Here is a 14,598-nt window from a genome sequence, read left to right on the forward strand (position 1 = left end):
CCGGCTCAGTCCTTGCGGAAGCGCTTGTACAGGCTGCCAAGGAGAGTGGGCCGCTCTCGCTTCGGCGCGGACGGCGCCGGGGGCGGCGCGCGCGGCTCGGGCGAACGCTCGACCTCGGGATCGCGCACCGGCGCGTGCAGCGGCTCTGAGGCGCGCGCGGGCGCTGGTGCGGCGGCCTGCGCTGGCGCGGCGGCCTGCGCTGGCGCGGCGACCTGCGCTGGCGCAGGTGCATGCGCGGCGGCCTGCGCTGGCGCAGGTGCATGCGCGGCGATCTCTACGGGCATAGGCGCAGGCGCGTTGTCTTGCGCGGGCGCAGGTGCAGGCGGCGCAGGCGCCGCCTCCGGCTCGCTGAGATCGACCGTGCCCTCCAGCGGTGACGCGATCGCCGGGACCGCTGCCGTGCCGCCCGCCGCCCACGGCGCGCTCGGGCGCTCGCCGCCCTCCCGCTCGCCGCGCGTCCCGGCAGGCGCGATCGGAAACGGCGCGCTCATCGCGTCGTCCTGGCCCGGGCCTCGGACCCTGACGGGCGGCAGGGGCACGGTGCGCGCCTCGCGCGGCCTCCGCTCGCTCCCCGCCGGCGGCAGCACGGGCGGCAGGGGCACGGTGCGCGCCTCGCGCGGCCTCCGCTCGCTCCCCGCCGGCGGCAGCGTGTCATCGAGCGGGAACGTCCCCTCGAGCGGGTGCGCCCCCTCGCGCGCCGGCTCTCGCCCCGCCGCGACGCCCGCGACGCTCACCGGCGCGTCCACCACGTCGCCCTCCCCGAGCCGCACCGTGGAGCTCCAGTCCGTCCGCTTCGCGCTCTCCCCCGCCGCCGCGCCCGCCGCGCTCGACGCGCCCGCGGGCGCCTCGCTGAGGTCCGGCCACGGCACCGGCTCGTCCCCGACCTCCACGCCCACCGCGGCGCGCAGCGCCGGGAGCACCTCCTCCGAGGCCACCTGGAAGCTCCCGCGGAAGACCACCGCGCAGCGCTCGGCGTCGGGCTGCACGATCAGCGTGTCGCCCACGAGCGGCAGCCACCGCGCCGCGCCGTTCGGCAGGAGGATCGTCGCGAGCGCCCGCAGCGCCGGCAGGCGCGTCGCCAGCGCCGCGTGGTGCTGGCTCAGGCCCTCCAGCACGATCTGCTCGCCGCCGAGCACCCGATCGAACCGCTGATCCGCCGGCGCGGACTGGAAGTACAACCAGTCGAAATCGTCCGGGATCGACGCGATCCCCTCCAGCTCTGCGCGCGCGAGCCCGCGCAGCAGCCGCGCTCGGCTCGGCACGATCGGCGGGATCGGCCCGAGGCCGACCGGCGCTCGCCCCCCGCCCGGCGGCAGCAGGTTGGGCAGCGCGCCGCCGCGCTCGTCGGCACCGGCGCCGACGCCGAGCGGGTTCTCCGGCTCCCCGGGGCCGCCATACGCGCGCTGGTACTCGATCGGCATCTTCACGAACGGCTCGGGCTGCGCGCCCGCCGCCGCGCCGCCCGCCCTATCGCCCACGACCTCGATGCGCTTGTCCACCAGCGCCGCGTCCTCGCGCAGGATGGCGAGCCGCACCGCCGCCCGCTGGACCGGCGCGCCGCCCGGCGCCCACGCGTGCCCGGTGAGCACCACCTCGGCGCGCGCCAGCCAGGGCGCGAGATCGCTCGCCGCGAGCAGCGGCTTCATCGGGTTCCCCCGGGCGTAGACCTCGCTCCGGACGATCTCCAGCGGCTCGCTCCGCCGCGCCTCGCCGCCGGGCACCATCGCGAAGGTCGCCTTGGCGATGAGGGTCACGTGGAGCTGGCCGCGGCTGCGCCACAGCGTCGCGCCCGCGGCGACCGGTCCGGCGCGGAGGACGTCGAGGGGCCAGCGAGCGGTGGTCATGGGCGAGGGCCCTTTGCGCCCGTGCGGCCGGGGGCTAGTTCGTGTTGAGCTCGACGCGCAGGAGCTTGCGGCCGATGAAGAGGTAGTCGCCGTGGGCGAGCTCGCGCTCGCTCTTGATGCGCACGTACGTGCCGTTGCGGCTGTTGAGATCGGTCAGCGTGAACTTGCCGTTGTGCTCCTCGAGGCGGCAGTGCGAGCCCGACATGTACAGGTCGACGGGGAAGTTCAGGTCGCCGCCCTCGCGCCCGATCTGCAGCGAGGTGCCGCGCGCGCAGACGGTCATGCCGACCGCGCCGCCCTGGAGCACCTGCGTCAGGCGGAACGGGCTCGGGTGCTTCGGCGAGGAGTAGAAGAAGGTCCCGTCCGTATCCTGGCCGTCGGAGGCGCGCGGCGTCGGATCGAGCCGGAAGAGCTGCTCGCCCGCGAGGAACGTGTCGCCCGGCGTGATGTCGATCGTGCCGCGCACGCGGATGTACACGCCGTTCAGCGAGCCCTCGTCGCGCACCACCAGCTTGCCGTCGCGGTAGAAGAAGTTCGCGTGCTTCGGCGAGACGAACGGGTCGTCCGGGAAGACGAGCTGCCCGTTGCGGCCGACGATGTGCTGCTCCGCCTTGAGGTGGAACGAGAGGCCGTCCATGCCCTCGCCGCGGATGAGGATCAGCTTCGCCTTCGCCGGGTTCTGCATGTCCCCGAAGAACAGCGTCTGCGCGTTGAGGATCTCGGGCGGGACCGCCGTTCCGCACCTCCCACAGAACTTGTGGCCCGAGGGGACACCGCTCGAGCAGGAACGGCAGACGTAGTTACGGGCTTGCTCCATCAGCTCCTCCTGGGAGAGTTCGGCGAAATCGCTCTTGGACGAGGTGGTCTTGGGGCCCCGGCCCTGACCGCGCGCGCTCGTCGGGTCGAGCCGGGCGCTCGCGCTGCCGGCCGCGGGCGTCGGGGAGCGCCGGGCCGGCGTGCTCGTCGAGCTCGCCCGGCGCGTCGTGAACAGGGCCAAGTCGTTCGCGCACTCAGGGCAACGCGCGGTGCCCATCGGGCTCCACAGGTCGCACTGGCCACAGACGATGCCAATCTCGTTCTGCTCGGTGTGCAAACGTCTCCTCGGTGCATTGGAGGACCGCGGATCGCGGTTCTCCGACCCGCGCCAGTGGAAGGCCGCCGTGGCGGACCTCCGACCGATGAAGCGAGCCAGGACGGGGAACCCGGGCCGCTGCTCGCGCGGGGTCCCTGACCCGGGTGGAGAGAAACACGGTTCTAGACGTCGATGAGCGGAGGGGTCAAGCTCGAGGTGACGCTGGCGGGGCGACGGCCGGCCCTGCTCAGCGCACGAAGGTGAAGCGGCGCCGGTCGTCGCTCCAGCCGGCGCCGCCCCAGAGCCGGAAGACGATCCGCTGGTTGCACGCGGCGCGCGGCTGCAGCCCGAAGTCGCGCGAGTCGTCGTGGTAGCTCCGGTTGTCGCTCAGCAGGAAGACCGTGTCGGGCCGCACCTCGACGTGGCGGCGGCGCTCGAGCGGGGGCCTGCGCCCCGTCGCCCGGGGGTGGAGGCCGGGGCCCATCATCACCATGTCGCACGAGAGCTGCACCGGGTTGCCCGTGGCCGGGTCGGTGATGCTCACCTTCGGCTCGGCGCACGCCGTCTCGGCGTCGTAGCTCTGCCCGTTCACGAGGAGGACGGCGTGGTCGACGTCGACCTTGTCGCCCGGCAAGCCCGCGATCCGGCCGACGATGTGGCTGCCGGGGGCCTCGGGATCCGGACACCGCACCAGCTCGCCGAAGCCGGGCGTGCCCCGCGTCAGCACGACGACCGCGTCGCCCGGGGCGAGGCTCGGCGCGAGCGCGGCGCCGAGCATCGGGTCGTTCGGCACCACCCAGACGTCGAGGACGAGCGCGCGGAGCACGACGCCGAGCAACAGCAGGGTCCCCACGATCCAGAGCAGCCCGTTGAACAGCTTCCGCATGCCGCAGCGCAGCCTAGCGCAGCTCCGGTCGCAGGCGGCGGGCAAGCGAAGCTCGAAGGCGCCGCCGCGCCGTCAACGCAGGCACCCCCGGTACGGCGGCAGCTCGCTCGGGCTCGCGCCCGCCGCGATCTCGCGGGCGGCGGAGAAGAGCTCGGGCCACACGTCGAGGCGGCTGAAATACGAGGTCCCGGTCGTGCGCTCGTCGCCGTCCATCACGCTCGACGAGATCACGCCGACGACGTCGCCCCCCCGATCGCTGCGCGCCGGCCCCCCCGAGTCGCCGGGGCAGATCGAGGCGGTCGCGACGAAGTGCCCCGGGCTCACGGCGTCGATCGTGCCGCCCAGCCGCGGCGCGAGGTGGATCGGATCGCGCGAGAGCGCGCAGCGGCCGAAGCCGTAGGGCGTCACCTGCTCCTTCGAGGCCGGCTCGGCCTCGATCCGCGGCGGGAGGGTCGGGATCCCGATGAGGCGCCGCGACAGCACGAGGATGGCGATGTCGCCCTCGCCCGACGTGTACCCGCAGTCCGGCGACACCACCGCGCGGACCTTCACGTCGCCCCACGGCAGGTGGTCGCCCCCGAGCTCGATCGAGATCGCCTCGGGATCCTGATCGCGGCGCAGCGTCCTGCCGTTGTCGTCCCGCGCCGCGACGCAGTGGTGCGCGGTGAGCACCAGGTCCTCGGTGATGAGCGTCCCCGTGCACGTCACGTCGGTGACGATCCGGACGATCGCGTCCTCGTTCGTCGCCAGCTCGAACGGCGGCCGCAGCTCGAACGGGCGCTGCTCCATGCCCGGCTTCGCCGCGGGGATCGGCAGCCCCGCGTTGGTGATCGGCCGCGCACAGCCCGCGGCGACGGTGAGGGCGAGCGCGGCCGCAACGGCGGCGCCGCGTCGGTACAACCCTGTCCATGCGGTCGCCAGGGCGCCCAGCGTGCGAGCTTGCGGCTGTTCCACCTGAGGGAGACCCTCCCAAGCGCAACCGGTTGTTCTCTCGGACAGCGCCCCCGGTACGAACGCGCCGAGCAAAGCCAAAGACTACGGCATAAGGCGGTGACCGTCATTCGACAACGACAGGGTTTCCAAGCTTGGATACGGCCTCGACGATCGCAGAGCACGTTGCGCGTCTAGCCGTTTAGCCGTCGCATTTGTAGCTGCTCTGTACATTTACGCCTGCGCTTACGCTCGCGCGTGCGTCGATGTTCCCCGCGCTGCGCTAGCGCAGCGCGACGAGGCGCACCTGGCTCGCGTTGCGCGAGTAGGCGTCGAGCGCGGCGCGGGCGGCGGCCGCGTCGACCTGCGGATCCTCGACGCCCGCGGCGACGAGCTGCTCGAGGAAGGCGCGCTGGTGCTCGGACTTCGCCGCGAGCCACGCGGGGCAGGCGCCGGCCGCGCAGGCCGCCGACGCCTGCTCGGACGCGGCGAGGGCGTCCTGGACGCGGCCTCGGCGGAGAAGCGCCCGCGCCGAGAGGAGCGCCGCCTCCGGGAGCGCGCGCACCTCGCCGGGCGCCGCGTCGAGGGCCGAGGAGGCGAGCCCGGGCTGATCGCGCTCCAGGTAGGCCGCGGCGAGCGCGGTGACGCTGGCCGGCGTCCTGCCCTCGGCGTAGCGGGCCTCGAGCGCCGCGAGCTCGTCGGCCCCCGCCGCGGCGCGCGGCGGCAGCAGCTGCGACGCCCGCACGCTCGGCCCGAGCCCGATCGTCCAGACGACCCCCGCGAGAACCAAGCCGTTCGCGACGAACAACCCGAAGCGCATCACCCGACCTCCAGGAACCGGCAGGGACCCCCGGCCGTCGGCGGCGGCCGGCGGTGACGGACAGTCGCGTGCGGTCAACATGCGGTAAACCCAAGCGACAGCGGGGCGGCGCGAAGGTTCCCGCGAAGCGCGAGCGGCGCGCAATCAGGGGTTGGCCGGGTGGCTGGCGCACCTACAAGGCGGCCGGGGCCGCGGGCTACTCGCTCGGGAGCACCACCAGGTCGTCGCGGTGGACGACGACGTCGTCATCGCCGGCCTCCTCGCGCTTCTTCCGCGCGGTGCGCGCGGCGTCGCTCGCGGACATCCGCGCGAGTCCGCGCGCGATCTCGGCGCCGTCCGGGTCGACGACGGCCACGGCGTCGCCGGGGAGGAAGGTGCCGCGTACGCCGAGGACGCCGACGGCGAGGATGCTCCGGTTCTTCGAGCCGATCGCCTCGGCGGCGCCCCGGTCGACGAGGATGGCGCCGCGCGGGCGCAGCGTGTACGCGATCCAGTGCTTGCGCGCGCTGAGCCGCTGCGGGACGGCCGCGAAGAGGGTGCCGACGTCCTCGCCCGAGACGATGCGCGTGATGATGCCCGCCTCGCGGGCGGCGCCGATGACCACGTGCGAGCCCGCGAGCGTCGCGCGCCGCGCGGCCTCCACCTTGCTGGCCATGCCGCCGGTGCCGACGCCGGAGGTCGACGCGCCCGCGAGGTGCCGCGCCTCGCGGGCGACGCTGCGCACGAACGGCACCCGGCGCCCGTCGGCGTCGAGCAGGCCCTCGACGTCCGAGAGCAGGATGAGGAGATCGGCCTCGCAGAGCGGGGTCACCATCGCCGCGAGCTGGTCGTTGTCGCCGAACTTGATCTCCTCGACCGCGACGGCGTCGTTCTCGTTGATGATCGGGATGGCGCCCGCCTCGAGCAGCGCGGCCAGCGCGTTCCTTGCGTTGTTGGTGCGGGTGCGGTCCGCGAGGTCGGCGTGCGTGAGGAGCACCTGCGCGACGAGCAGGCCGACCTTGCCGAAGGCCTCCTCGTAGCGCTGCATCAGCACGCTCTGGCCGGCGGCGGCGGCGGCCTGGAGCCAGGCCATGTCCTTCGGGCGCGACTTCAGCCCGAGCTTCGCCACGCCGAGCGCGATGGCGCCGCTCGACACGATGACGAGGCTCCGGCCGGAGCGGCCGCGGAGCGCGGCCACCTCGGCGGCGAGCCGGTCCCAGGCGTCGCCGGAGAGGCTCTTCGAGCCGATCTTGACGATGATGCGGCGGCAGCGCCGGAGCGCGGCGCGCGCGGCCTGCGGATCGAGCTCCGGCGCGGCGTCGGCCGCGGCGCGGCCCGCGGCGCCGCCCTTCGTGGCGGTGCGGTCCTCGGTGTCAGTCATGGGGGATGCCGGCGGCGGCGATCTCGTCGAACGCCGCGTCGAGGCGGCGCTCGATGTACTCCGGGACGGAGGCGCCCGCGAGCAGGAAGGCGTCGATCCAGCGCGTGAACTCGTCGCGCAGGTCCTCGGTGCCGCTCGGCAGGACGGTGAAGCTCGCCTGGAGGGAGGGGGACAGCGCGCGGCGCACGGCGCGATCGACGGCGTCGCGGACCCAGCGCGCCTCCTCGGCGTGGACGCGCACGGCGGTGCTCCGGCGGAAGCGCGTGATGTAGCGGTCGAGGAGGTGGCCGAGGGCGTAGACCTCCAGGCCGCGCGCGGCCGCCGCGAGGGCCAGGGCCGGGTTGAGCCGCCGGAGGACCTCCTTCGTGACGAGCTGCGCGGCCTTGCGGAGCGTGGTCTGCTCCGAGCCGGGCTCGACGAGGAGCGCGCGCGCGTCGGTGGTGAGGCTGAGGCCGTGGCGGGCGACCGTGTCCTGCACGATGGCCCCGCGGATGCGCAGCAGCATCCGCGCGGGGAGCACCGGGACCGGGATCCACGAGGCGCCCACCGCGAAGGCGGTGAGCACGGCGAGTCGACCTCCGGGAGGCGGGCCGCCCGGGGTGACCTGAGCGGCGGTCGGCTTGTTCGCGGCGGGTTCGGATGACATCGCGCCCACGGTACTACGGCGGGCGGCAGGTCAGAAGAGGGGGGTGAGCTCGACGATCGCGGCGCGGCAGCGCGTCGCGGCGAGGACGACGTCGCGGGTGGTCGCGCCCTCGGGCAGCGCGGCGGCGAAGCGCACCGGCCCGCCCCGCAGCGCGATCCCCCGGGCGGCGAGCTCCTCGCGGAGGAGCTCCGCGTTGGTGCGGACGGTGAGGGCGTAGAGGCGGCTCCCGGCGGAGATCTCCGCGAACGTGCCCGAGAAGGCGAGCTCGCCGCCCGCGAGCACGAGGACGTCGGTGGCGCCGCGGACCAGGGCGCCCCGCGGGCCCTCGACGTCGAGCCGCGCGGCCGTGAGCAGCGCGCCGCGGCCCTCGGTGGCGCCCGCGAGCGCGGCCAGGACGAAGGCGGCCCCGGCGCCGTCGAGGCCGACGAGCGGATCCTCGGCGATCAGCACGTCGGGCGCGGTCACGATGGCCTGGGCGAGGACGAGCGCGCGGCGCTCGGGCAGCGCGAGCACGCTCAGCGCGCGCTTCCGCGAGGCCGCGAGGCCGACCCGGGCCAGGGCGGGGGCCACCATCTCGGCCGCCGCGCGCGGCGAGGCCCCCGCGAGGCGCGCGCCCCAGCCGACGTAGGCGTCCGCGGTCCACGCGAGCGGCAGCGGCGGATCGAGCGGCGCCGCCCCGCTCGCCGCGCGGTGCGCGGAGCGCGCCACGTCGCGGCCGGCGACCTCGAGGCGCCCGGCGACGACGCGCGCCTCCCCGGGCGCCCCGCCGCGCGCGTCGTCCGCCGCGCCGGCCTGCGCCGGCCTCCGGAGGGACGAGAACGGGACGCCCGTGAGCGCCGCGAAGAGCGCGCCCGCGTCGCCGGCGCAGAGCACGCGCTCGCCGCGCGTCGCCGCGGTGAGCGCGTCGATGGCGACGACGTCGTCCACGGCGATGCGCGCCGCGCGGGCGTGGAGCAGCGGCGGCGCGGCGGGCTCGGCCTGCTCCGCGGGCTCGGCGGTCGTGGGCGACGCGGGCTCGAGCTGCTCCATGGGCTCAGCGCTCCTTCGACGCAGGCGACGCGGGCGGCGCGGATCCTCCGGGCTCGTGCTCGCGGGCCGTCGTCGGGACGCCGAACGAGATCTCGCCGGCGAACTCGCTGCGCGCGAGCGGCCTGTCCGCGCCGAACACGAGGAACGGCGAGAGGGCGCGCGCGGCGTCGAGCATCACGGGCGGGATGGTCGCCCTCGCCAGCTCGCCCTGGGCCTGCGCCGAGAAGCCGACCAGGCTGAGGGCGTAGCCGAGGAGCGACGTGTCCTCCTCGGGGAGCGACTGGATGGGCGCGTCGTCGGGCAGCTGGCCCAGCCGGCGCGCCTCATCGATCGCCTGCCGGAGCCCGCCGAGGCGATCGATGAGCCGGCGGTCGAGGGCCTGGGCGCCGGTCCACACCTGCCCGCGCCCGAGCGCGTCGACCTCCTCGGCCTTCATGTGGCGGTTCTCGACGATGCGGGCGACGAACCGATCGTAGAACTGCTTCACCTTGACGCCGAGCTGCTCGCGCTCGTCGTCGGTGTACGGCCTGTAGAGCGACTCGGCGTCGGCGCGGGGCGACGAGCGGAACGTCTCGATGCTCACGCCGAGCTTCTGCAGGAGCCCCGTGACGTCGGCCTTCCCGTAGAAGACGCCGATGGATCCGGTGATCGAGGAGCGGCTCGCGAAGATCGGGGCGCCGGCGACGGACGCATAATAGCCGCCGCTCGCGGCCGACGAGCCCATCGAGACGATGAGCGGCTTCACGCGCGCGGTGAGGATCGCCTCGCGCAGGATGACGTCCGCCGCGAGCGTCGAGCCGCCGCCTGTCTCGACCCGGAGCACGACGGCGCGGACGCTGCGGTCTTCCCGCGCGCGCCGCAGCGCGCCCGCGACGGTGTACGAGCCGGCGAGCTTGACGCCGACGAACGGGATCGAGCGGCTCTCGCCGTCGATCATGTCGCCGTCGAGGTAGACGAGCGCGACCTTGGGCGAGCGGCCCCAGCGCTCGGGCGCCTCGTCGCCCGGGTCGTCGTCGACGACGCGGGAGGCGCGCCCCATCACCTCGTCGACGACGCGGCCGAGCTCGTCGTCGTAGGCGAGCTGGTCGACGAGGCCGCTCTGCCGCGCCTCCTGGGCGAGGAACGGCCCGCGCGCGATCCGCCGCTTGAGCTCCTCGACGGGGATGCGGCGCCCGGCGCTCACCTCGGCGAGGAAGGCGCCGCTCAGCTGATCGAGCAGCGCCTGGTGGTCGTCCTTGCCGACCTGGGTGCTGGTCTCGCGCGCGAACTGCTCGGCGGCGAGCTTGTGCGCGCCGATGCGGACGATGTCGGCCTGCACGCCGAGCTTCTTCAGGAGGCCGCCGAAGTAGAAGTAGCTCGACGACATGCCGGCGAAGCGCAGCCCGCCCGCGGGGTTCATGGCGATGGCGTCGGCGCTCGAGCACACGTGGAGCGAGCGCCCGCCGGCGTCCTCGAGGTGGCAGAGGACCTTCTTGCCGTGGCTCCTCAGGTTGCGGATCGCGTCGGAGACCTCCTCGGCGTGGGCGAGCGAGCTGGCGGGCTCCGCGCGGAGCACGAGCGCGACGCCGGAGACCTCCGGGTCCTCGGCGAGGCGCCAGAGCTGCTGGAGGAGCCGCGTGTGCCTGCGCACGCCCGGGGTCGAGTCGAGGCGCACGCGGACGACGCGGGCCGGCAGCTGGACGCCCGGCTCGGAGAAGCTGCGGAGCGCGACGCCGGCGTAGAAGCCGGAGCCGCTCTTCGTGATGGCGTTGCCGAAGACGCCGCCGGCGGAGACCTGCAGCTCGTCGACGTTGACGTCGAGGCCCGCCATGGCGGCGATCTTCGGGCCGCCGTCGGCCGTGAGGTCGCGCAGCGCCACGTCGCCCCGGAGCGTGCCCACGTAGGGCACGCGCAGGCCGAGGGTCGCCCGGGGCGTCCAGGTGCCGCTCTCGTCGGGGTCGCTGTTCTCGACGTAGGAGGTCTCGAGCCCGATCTCGAGCGCGCGCCTGCCGCCCGCGGGCCGCACGGCGACGCCGAAGTCGTAGCTGCGCTCGATGGCCTCGCGGAGGCGGTTCTCGGGGCGGTTCCAGTCGCGCGCGACGGCCGAGAGCGAGAGCCAGGTGGAGGGCCGGAGGGTGACGCCGCTCGTGAGCGAGAAGTACCCGTCGAGCGCCGGCGCGTCGGAGCTGCCCCAGCCGAGCGTTGTGCCGAAGGCGAAGGTGGGGCCTGTGTCGAGGGCGAGCCCCCAGCGGACCCAGCGCGACGGGCTGTCGAAGGGCGCCGGCGCGGCGTCGGGCGGGTCGATGAAGTCGAACCGCAGGCCGGTCGACACGTACCAGAGCGGCACGCCGAGCGCGATCGAGTGGCCACGCGCGGGCAGCGGCGAGGCGGAGCCGGTGTGGACCCAGGTCCACCGGAGCTCGGTGCCCGGGAGGAAGGAGAGGTTCGCGGGGTTCACCGCGATGGCCGAGGTGTCGTCGCTGCTGGCGACGGGCTTGCCGGGATCGGGGAGCGGCTGCGAGGGGCCGTCGCCCGGCGCGGCGTGCGCGGCGGTCGCGCCGGCGAGCGCGCAGAGGCCCGCGCACAGGCCGAGCAGCGCGGCGGCGACGCTGGCGGGGCGAGCGGCGCTGGCCGGGCGAGCGGCGCTGGCGGGGTGCGTGATGCTGGCGAGCCGCCCCAGCCGGGCGGGGCGCGGGGAGCGGGCGGGGCGTTGGGGGCGGGGTAGGTTGTTCATGCGCGGATGAGCTCCCTGAGCGTATCTGCTTCCGCGTCGTACGTCCGCTGGACCTCGGCGAGGGCGAGGCGCTCGACGAGCGGGCCGAGCAGGTTCAGCCGGATCTGGATGTCGCCATCGACCCGGCGGCGGGTGCGGCCCTGAGGCAGGCGCTCGAGCCGGTACGTCCCCGCGGAGCGGAAGTAGCTGCGCCACTGCTCCTTCGGGCTGACCTGCCACGTGGAGGCGTGGTCCGAGAGGCGGTACGTCGAGCGCTCCTCCCAGGACATGGCGTCCTTCGCCACGGGGTAGCTCCGGAAGATCGGCAGCGGCGCGCTCGCCTGGAAGCGCAGGACGCGGAGCAGCTCCCCGTCGCGCAGCGCGTGCTCGACGGTCACGACGCTCTCGAGGGAGGCGACCCGCGTGGCGAGCCGAGGCCCGAGGTCCGGCGAGAGCACGGCGAGCTCCACGGCGTCGAGCGGCGCGTCGAGCTCGTGCGAGATGGTGAAGTGCACGCGGCCCTTCTATCACGCGGCGGAGGCCGGTCGCGGGCAGGTCGGAAGCGGGCGGATGAGGGCACAAGGGTGTGGGGCGCCCGGCGCGATGGCGGCTCAGTCGCCGCTTGGCGCCAGGACTCGACCTCAGCGCCATCGTGACCAACGCCGACCTGCGGGCCGGCCTCAAGCACGGCGTGTAGCGGCCGAGCGCGCGTGGGGCCGCGCCACGATCGAGCGCGTGGCCGGCGCGCGCGTGGAGCGTGCCGTGGCGTCGAGCCCGTGTCCGGCGTGAATGCCGGGCGAGCGGGCGCATCGAAGCCGCCGTATGCATCGCTGCGATGACGCCACGCCCGCCGTGCGACCGTCTGCATCTGCCACTGGCGGCCCGTCACCTGGCGGTGCGCCGCGCCCGCCCCGCTCCCGCGAGCCCGAGGCGCGCGCGCTGCGGCGGCCGTGCGTCACGCCGGCTCGCCGCCGCGGCGCGGGGCTCTCGACCGCGCTCCGGCTCTGCCTCATGGCGTTCGCCGCCGTGTTTTCCGCCGGCTGCGCGAGCGACATGCAGGACGAGCTCGACCCCGCCGAGGTCGAGCTGCGCGCCCTCTTCCCGGAGCAGGCCGGGCCGGTGCTCGCCGCCGAGGCCGTGCTCGTGGACCCGCTGTGGGTGGCGACCGGCAGGATGACCACGCCGCGCGCCGAGCACACCGCGACCTTGCTGGACGACGGCAGGGTCCTCATCGCGGGGGGGTTCCTGGGCCTGGACGAGGGGATCATTTGCGATCCGAAGTACTCGACGATGCCGCTTGGCAGCGCGGAGATCTACGATCCCGCGACGGGCGCGTTCCTGGCGGCCGCGTCGATGGCTGCTGTGCGCGGCGGTCACACCGCGACACGCCTCGCGGACGGGAGGGTGCTTGTCATCGGCGGAGAGGCGGGGGGCCCGGGCGTCGAGATCTACGCTCCCGCGCTCGATGCATGGCTTCCGGCCTCGCCGCCGTCGATGTCGAGGGTGAGCCACACGGCCACGCTGCTCGACGACGGGCGGGTCCTCCTCGCCGGCGGACGGGCCGGGTCCACGGCGACGGAGAGCACCGAGATCTACGATCCGGCGACCGACACGTGGACCTCAGGACCCCCCATGCTGGGTGTCCGCGCCGGTCACCAGGCCACCCGGCTGCTCGATGGACGCGTGCTCGTCACGGGCGGCACGTCCGGGCCGGCCGCGGGCGCCGTCGAGATCTTCGACCCGGTGACGGCGACCTGGTTGGCTGCGGCGCCGCTCGACCCCATGCGCTGGTTGACGGCGACGCTGCTCCTCGACGGACGCGTGCTCGTCACGGGCCTCGCCGGCGCCGCCGAGGTCTACGATCCTGCTGCGGATGCGTGGACCGCGGCGCCGGGCAAGTGGGGCGACACGCCCGCGACGGGCTCGTGGGATGACTGGACCTACGTGGCCGGGCTCGGCGTGCTCGGCGAGGCGGCCGCGCGGCTCCCCGACGGCCAGGTCATGATCAGCGGAGGCATCGAGGCGATCTACTATGCGTACCCCTGGGGAGGGACCATATGCAGTTCGATCTATCTGGAGCACGCCCACGACACCTACGATCGAGTCCAGCTCTACGACCCGGTCACCAACGCGTGGTCGCCCGGCGGCAACATCGCGGCTGCGCGAGGCTATCACTCCGCCACGTCGCTCGATGACGGCGGAGTCCTCGTTGCGGGTGGGTACACGTGGTTCTGGTCGACGCGCGAGGGCCTCAACACAGACAGCGCCGTCGTGTATGCCAGTGACCCCTTGATGAACGGCGTGCCCTGCTCGACCGCCACGCAATGCGCGAGCGGGATCTGCGTGGACGGCGTGTGCTGCGCGTCGGCGTGCAGCGATGGTGAGTGCAGCGCCTGCTCCATCGCGGCGGGCGGCACGGTGGACGGGGTGTGCACGCCTGCCCACGGCGTCCCGTGTGACGACGGCGACGCGTGCACGCTGGACGATTCCTGCGACGCCGGGGTGTGCGCCGGATCTCCGTCGAGCAGCGCGGAGTGTGGCGCTGGAGAGGGGGGTGCCGGCGGCGGAACAGGAGGCGCTGGCGCCGGCAACGGCGGTGCTGGCGCGGGAGGCGCTGGCGACGGAGAGGGGAGCGCCGTCGCTGGAGGAGGCGCTGGCGCCGGCAACAGCGGCGCTGGCGCTGGTGCAGGAGTTTCCGGCGCAGGAGGTGGTGGCGCTGGAGCAGGAGGCGCTAGCGACGGCGGCGCTGGTGCTGGCAATGGCGGCGCCGGCGCTGGCGAGGGAGGCGCTGGCGACGGCGGCGCTGGTGCTGGAGCAGGAGGCGCTGGCGCTGGAGACACCGGCAATGGCGGCCCCGGCGCAGGAGGCGCTGCCGCTGGCAATGGTGGCGCTAACGCTGGTGCAGGAGGCGCTGATGCTGGCGAGGCGGGCGCCGGAACCGGCAACGGCGGAGCTGTCACCAGCGCGGGGAGCGCCGGCGCGAGCGACGTGAGTCCCGGCCCGACCCCGCCTTCCAGCAGCGGCTGCAGCGCGGCGGGCTCGGGCTCCGACTGGCAGCTTGCCGCCGCCGGGCTCGCGCTGCTCCTCGGCGCGCGCCGCAGGCGGGCCCGCCGAGCGCCGCCCCCTTGCGACGCCGCATAGAAGCTCTCCACCAGGGGCTTGCTCCCCTCCTCCTGGGCTCAACGCTCGGGCCTTCGCCGGCGCCACAACGGTCCCGCGAGCCCAGGAACGCCGCTACAACCGCTGCGAACGATGCTCTTCCACGCCCCCGACCTCCGCGCATGGACGAGCGTGACGGTCCCGTCACGACAACCCTGGT

The 14,598-nt window shown here is 74.8% G+C and carries 11 protein-coding genes; 1 reads left to right on the forward strand and 10 read right to left on the reverse strand.

Annotation, left to right across the window (positions count from 1 at the left end; translation table 11 throughout):
• Window positions 1–5: 5 nt before the first annotated feature.
• The 10 genes from WMF11_RS46170 to WMF11_RS46215 form a co-directional block, all read right to left on the reverse strand.
• Window positions 6–1,844 carry a DUF2169 family type VI secretion system accessory protein gene (locus WMF11_RS46170; protein ID WP_437975272.1) on the reverse strand — a complete coding sequence of 613 codons (1,839 nt, stop codon included), beginning with the start codon at window positions 1,842–1,844 and terminating at the stop codon, window positions 6–8.
• Between the two features lie 34 nt (window positions 1,845–1,878).
• On the reverse strand, window positions 1,879–2,937 hold the full coding sequence (locus WMF11_RS46175) for an FHA domain-containing protein (RefSeq protein WP_437975273.1): 1,059 nt from the start codon (window positions 2,935–2,937) through the stop codon (window positions 1,879–1,881).
• Between the two features lie 226 nt (window positions 2,938–3,163).
• Window positions 3,164–3,802: a signal peptidase I gene (lepB, locus tag WMF11_RS46180; RefSeq protein ID WP_437905436.1), complete on the reverse strand. Its 639-nt coding sequence runs from the start codon at window positions 3,800–3,802 to the stop codon at window positions 3,164–3,166.
• A gap of 72 nt (window positions 3,803–3,874) precedes the next feature.
• Window positions 3,875–4,756: a trypsin-like serine peptidase gene (locus WMF11_RS46185; RefSeq protein WP_437905437.1), complete on the reverse strand. Its 882-nt coding sequence runs from the start codon at window positions 4,754–4,756 to the stop codon at window positions 3,875–3,877.
• Window positions 4,757–5,015: 259 nt separating this feature from the next.
• Window positions 5,016–5,552: a hypothetical protein gene (locus WMF11_RS46190; protein WP_437547145.1), complete on the reverse strand. Its 537-nt coding sequence runs from the start codon at window positions 5,550–5,552 to the stop codon at window positions 5,016–5,018.
• 196 nt (window positions 5,553–5,748) lie between these two features.
• A complete protein-coding gene (gene proB, locus WMF11_RS46195; protein ID WP_437547147.1) occupies window positions 5,749–6,912 on the reverse strand; it encodes a glutamate 5-kinase in 1,164 nt (387 codons plus the stop codon).
• Complete coding sequence (locus WMF11_RS46200; protein WP_437296130.1) at window positions 6,905–7,558, reverse strand: hypothetical protein; 654 nt, start codon at window positions 7,556–7,558, stop codon at window positions 6,905–6,907. The genes proB and WMF11_RS46200 overlap by 8 nt, the downstream gene beginning before the upstream one ends.
• 30 nt (window positions 7,559–7,588) lie before the next feature.
• The gene (locus WMF11_RS46205) at window positions 7,589–8,587 is read right to left on the reverse strand and encodes an ABC transporter ATP-binding protein (RefSeq protein ID WP_437975274.1); all 999 of its coding nucleotides are present in this window, start codon (window positions 8,585–8,587) and stop codon (window positions 7,589–7,591) included.
• A 4-nt stretch (window positions 8,588–8,591) separates the two neighbouring features.
• Window positions 8,592–11,300, reverse strand: a complete 2,709-nt coding sequence (sppA, locus tag WMF11_RS46210) for a signal peptide peptidase SppA (protein WP_437975275.1) — start codon at window positions 11,298–11,300, stop codon at window positions 8,592–8,594.
• Complete coding sequence (locus WMF11_RS46215; RefSeq protein ID WP_272095963.1) at window positions 11,297–11,794, reverse strand: DUF2505 domain-containing protein; 498 nt, start codon at window positions 11,792–11,794, stop codon at window positions 11,297–11,299. The genes sppA and WMF11_RS46215 overlap by 4 nt, the downstream gene beginning before the upstream one ends.
• Window positions 11,795–12,290: 496 nt before the next feature.
• Here WMF11_RS46215 and WMF11_RS46220 point away from each other — a divergent pair, with 496 nt between their 5' ends.
• Window positions 12,291–14,420, forward strand: coding sequence for a kelch repeat-containing protein (locus WMF11_RS46220; protein WP_437975276.1), 2,130 nt, complete (start codon window positions 12,291–12,293; stop codon window positions 14,418–14,420).
• Window positions 14,421–14,598 lie beyond the last annotated feature (178 nt).

Origin of the sequence: Sorangium sp. So ce295 (genome assembly GCF_051527405.1) — a bacterium.
Classification (GTDB): domain Bacteria; phylum Myxococcota_A; class Polyangia; order Polyangiales; family Polyangiaceae; genus Sorangium; species Sorangium cellulosum_B.

What these genes read in the sequence shown, in the direction of transcription:
- WMF11_RS46170 (WP_437975272.1), bottom strand. Translation starts at nt 1,844, where the DNA reads ATGACCACCGCTCGCTGGCCCCTCGACGTCCTCCGCGCCGGACCGGTC.
- lepB (WP_437905436.1), bottom strand. Translation starts at nt 3,802, where the DNA reads ATGCGGAAGCTGTTCAACGGGCTGCTCTGGATCGTGGGGACCCTGCTG.
- sppA (WP_437975275.1), bottom strand. Translation starts at nt 11,300, where the DNA reads ATGAACAACCTACCCCGCCCCCAACGCCCCGCCCGCTCCCCGCGCCCC.
- WMF11_RS46200 (WP_437296130.1), bottom strand. Translation starts at nt 7,558, where the DNA reads ATGTCATCCGAACCCGCCGCGAACAAGCCGACCGCCGCTCAGGTCACC.
- WMF11_RS46220 (WP_437975276.1), top strand. Translation starts at nt 12,291, where the DNA reads ATGGCGTTCGCCGCCGTGTTTTCCGCCGGCTGCGCGAGCGACATGCAG.
- WMF11_RS46190 (WP_437547145.1), bottom strand. Translation starts at nt 5,552, where the DNA reads ATGCGCTTCGGGTTGTTCGTCGCGAACGGCTTGGTTCTCGCGGGGGTC.
- WMF11_RS46205 (WP_437975274.1), bottom strand. Translation starts at nt 8,587, where the DNA reads ATGGAGCAGCTCGAGCCCGCGTCGCCCACGACCGCCGAGCCCGCGGAG.
- proB (WP_437547147.1), bottom strand. Translation starts at nt 6,912, where the DNA reads ATGACTGACACCGAGGACCGCACCGCCACGAAGGGCGGCGCCGCGGGC.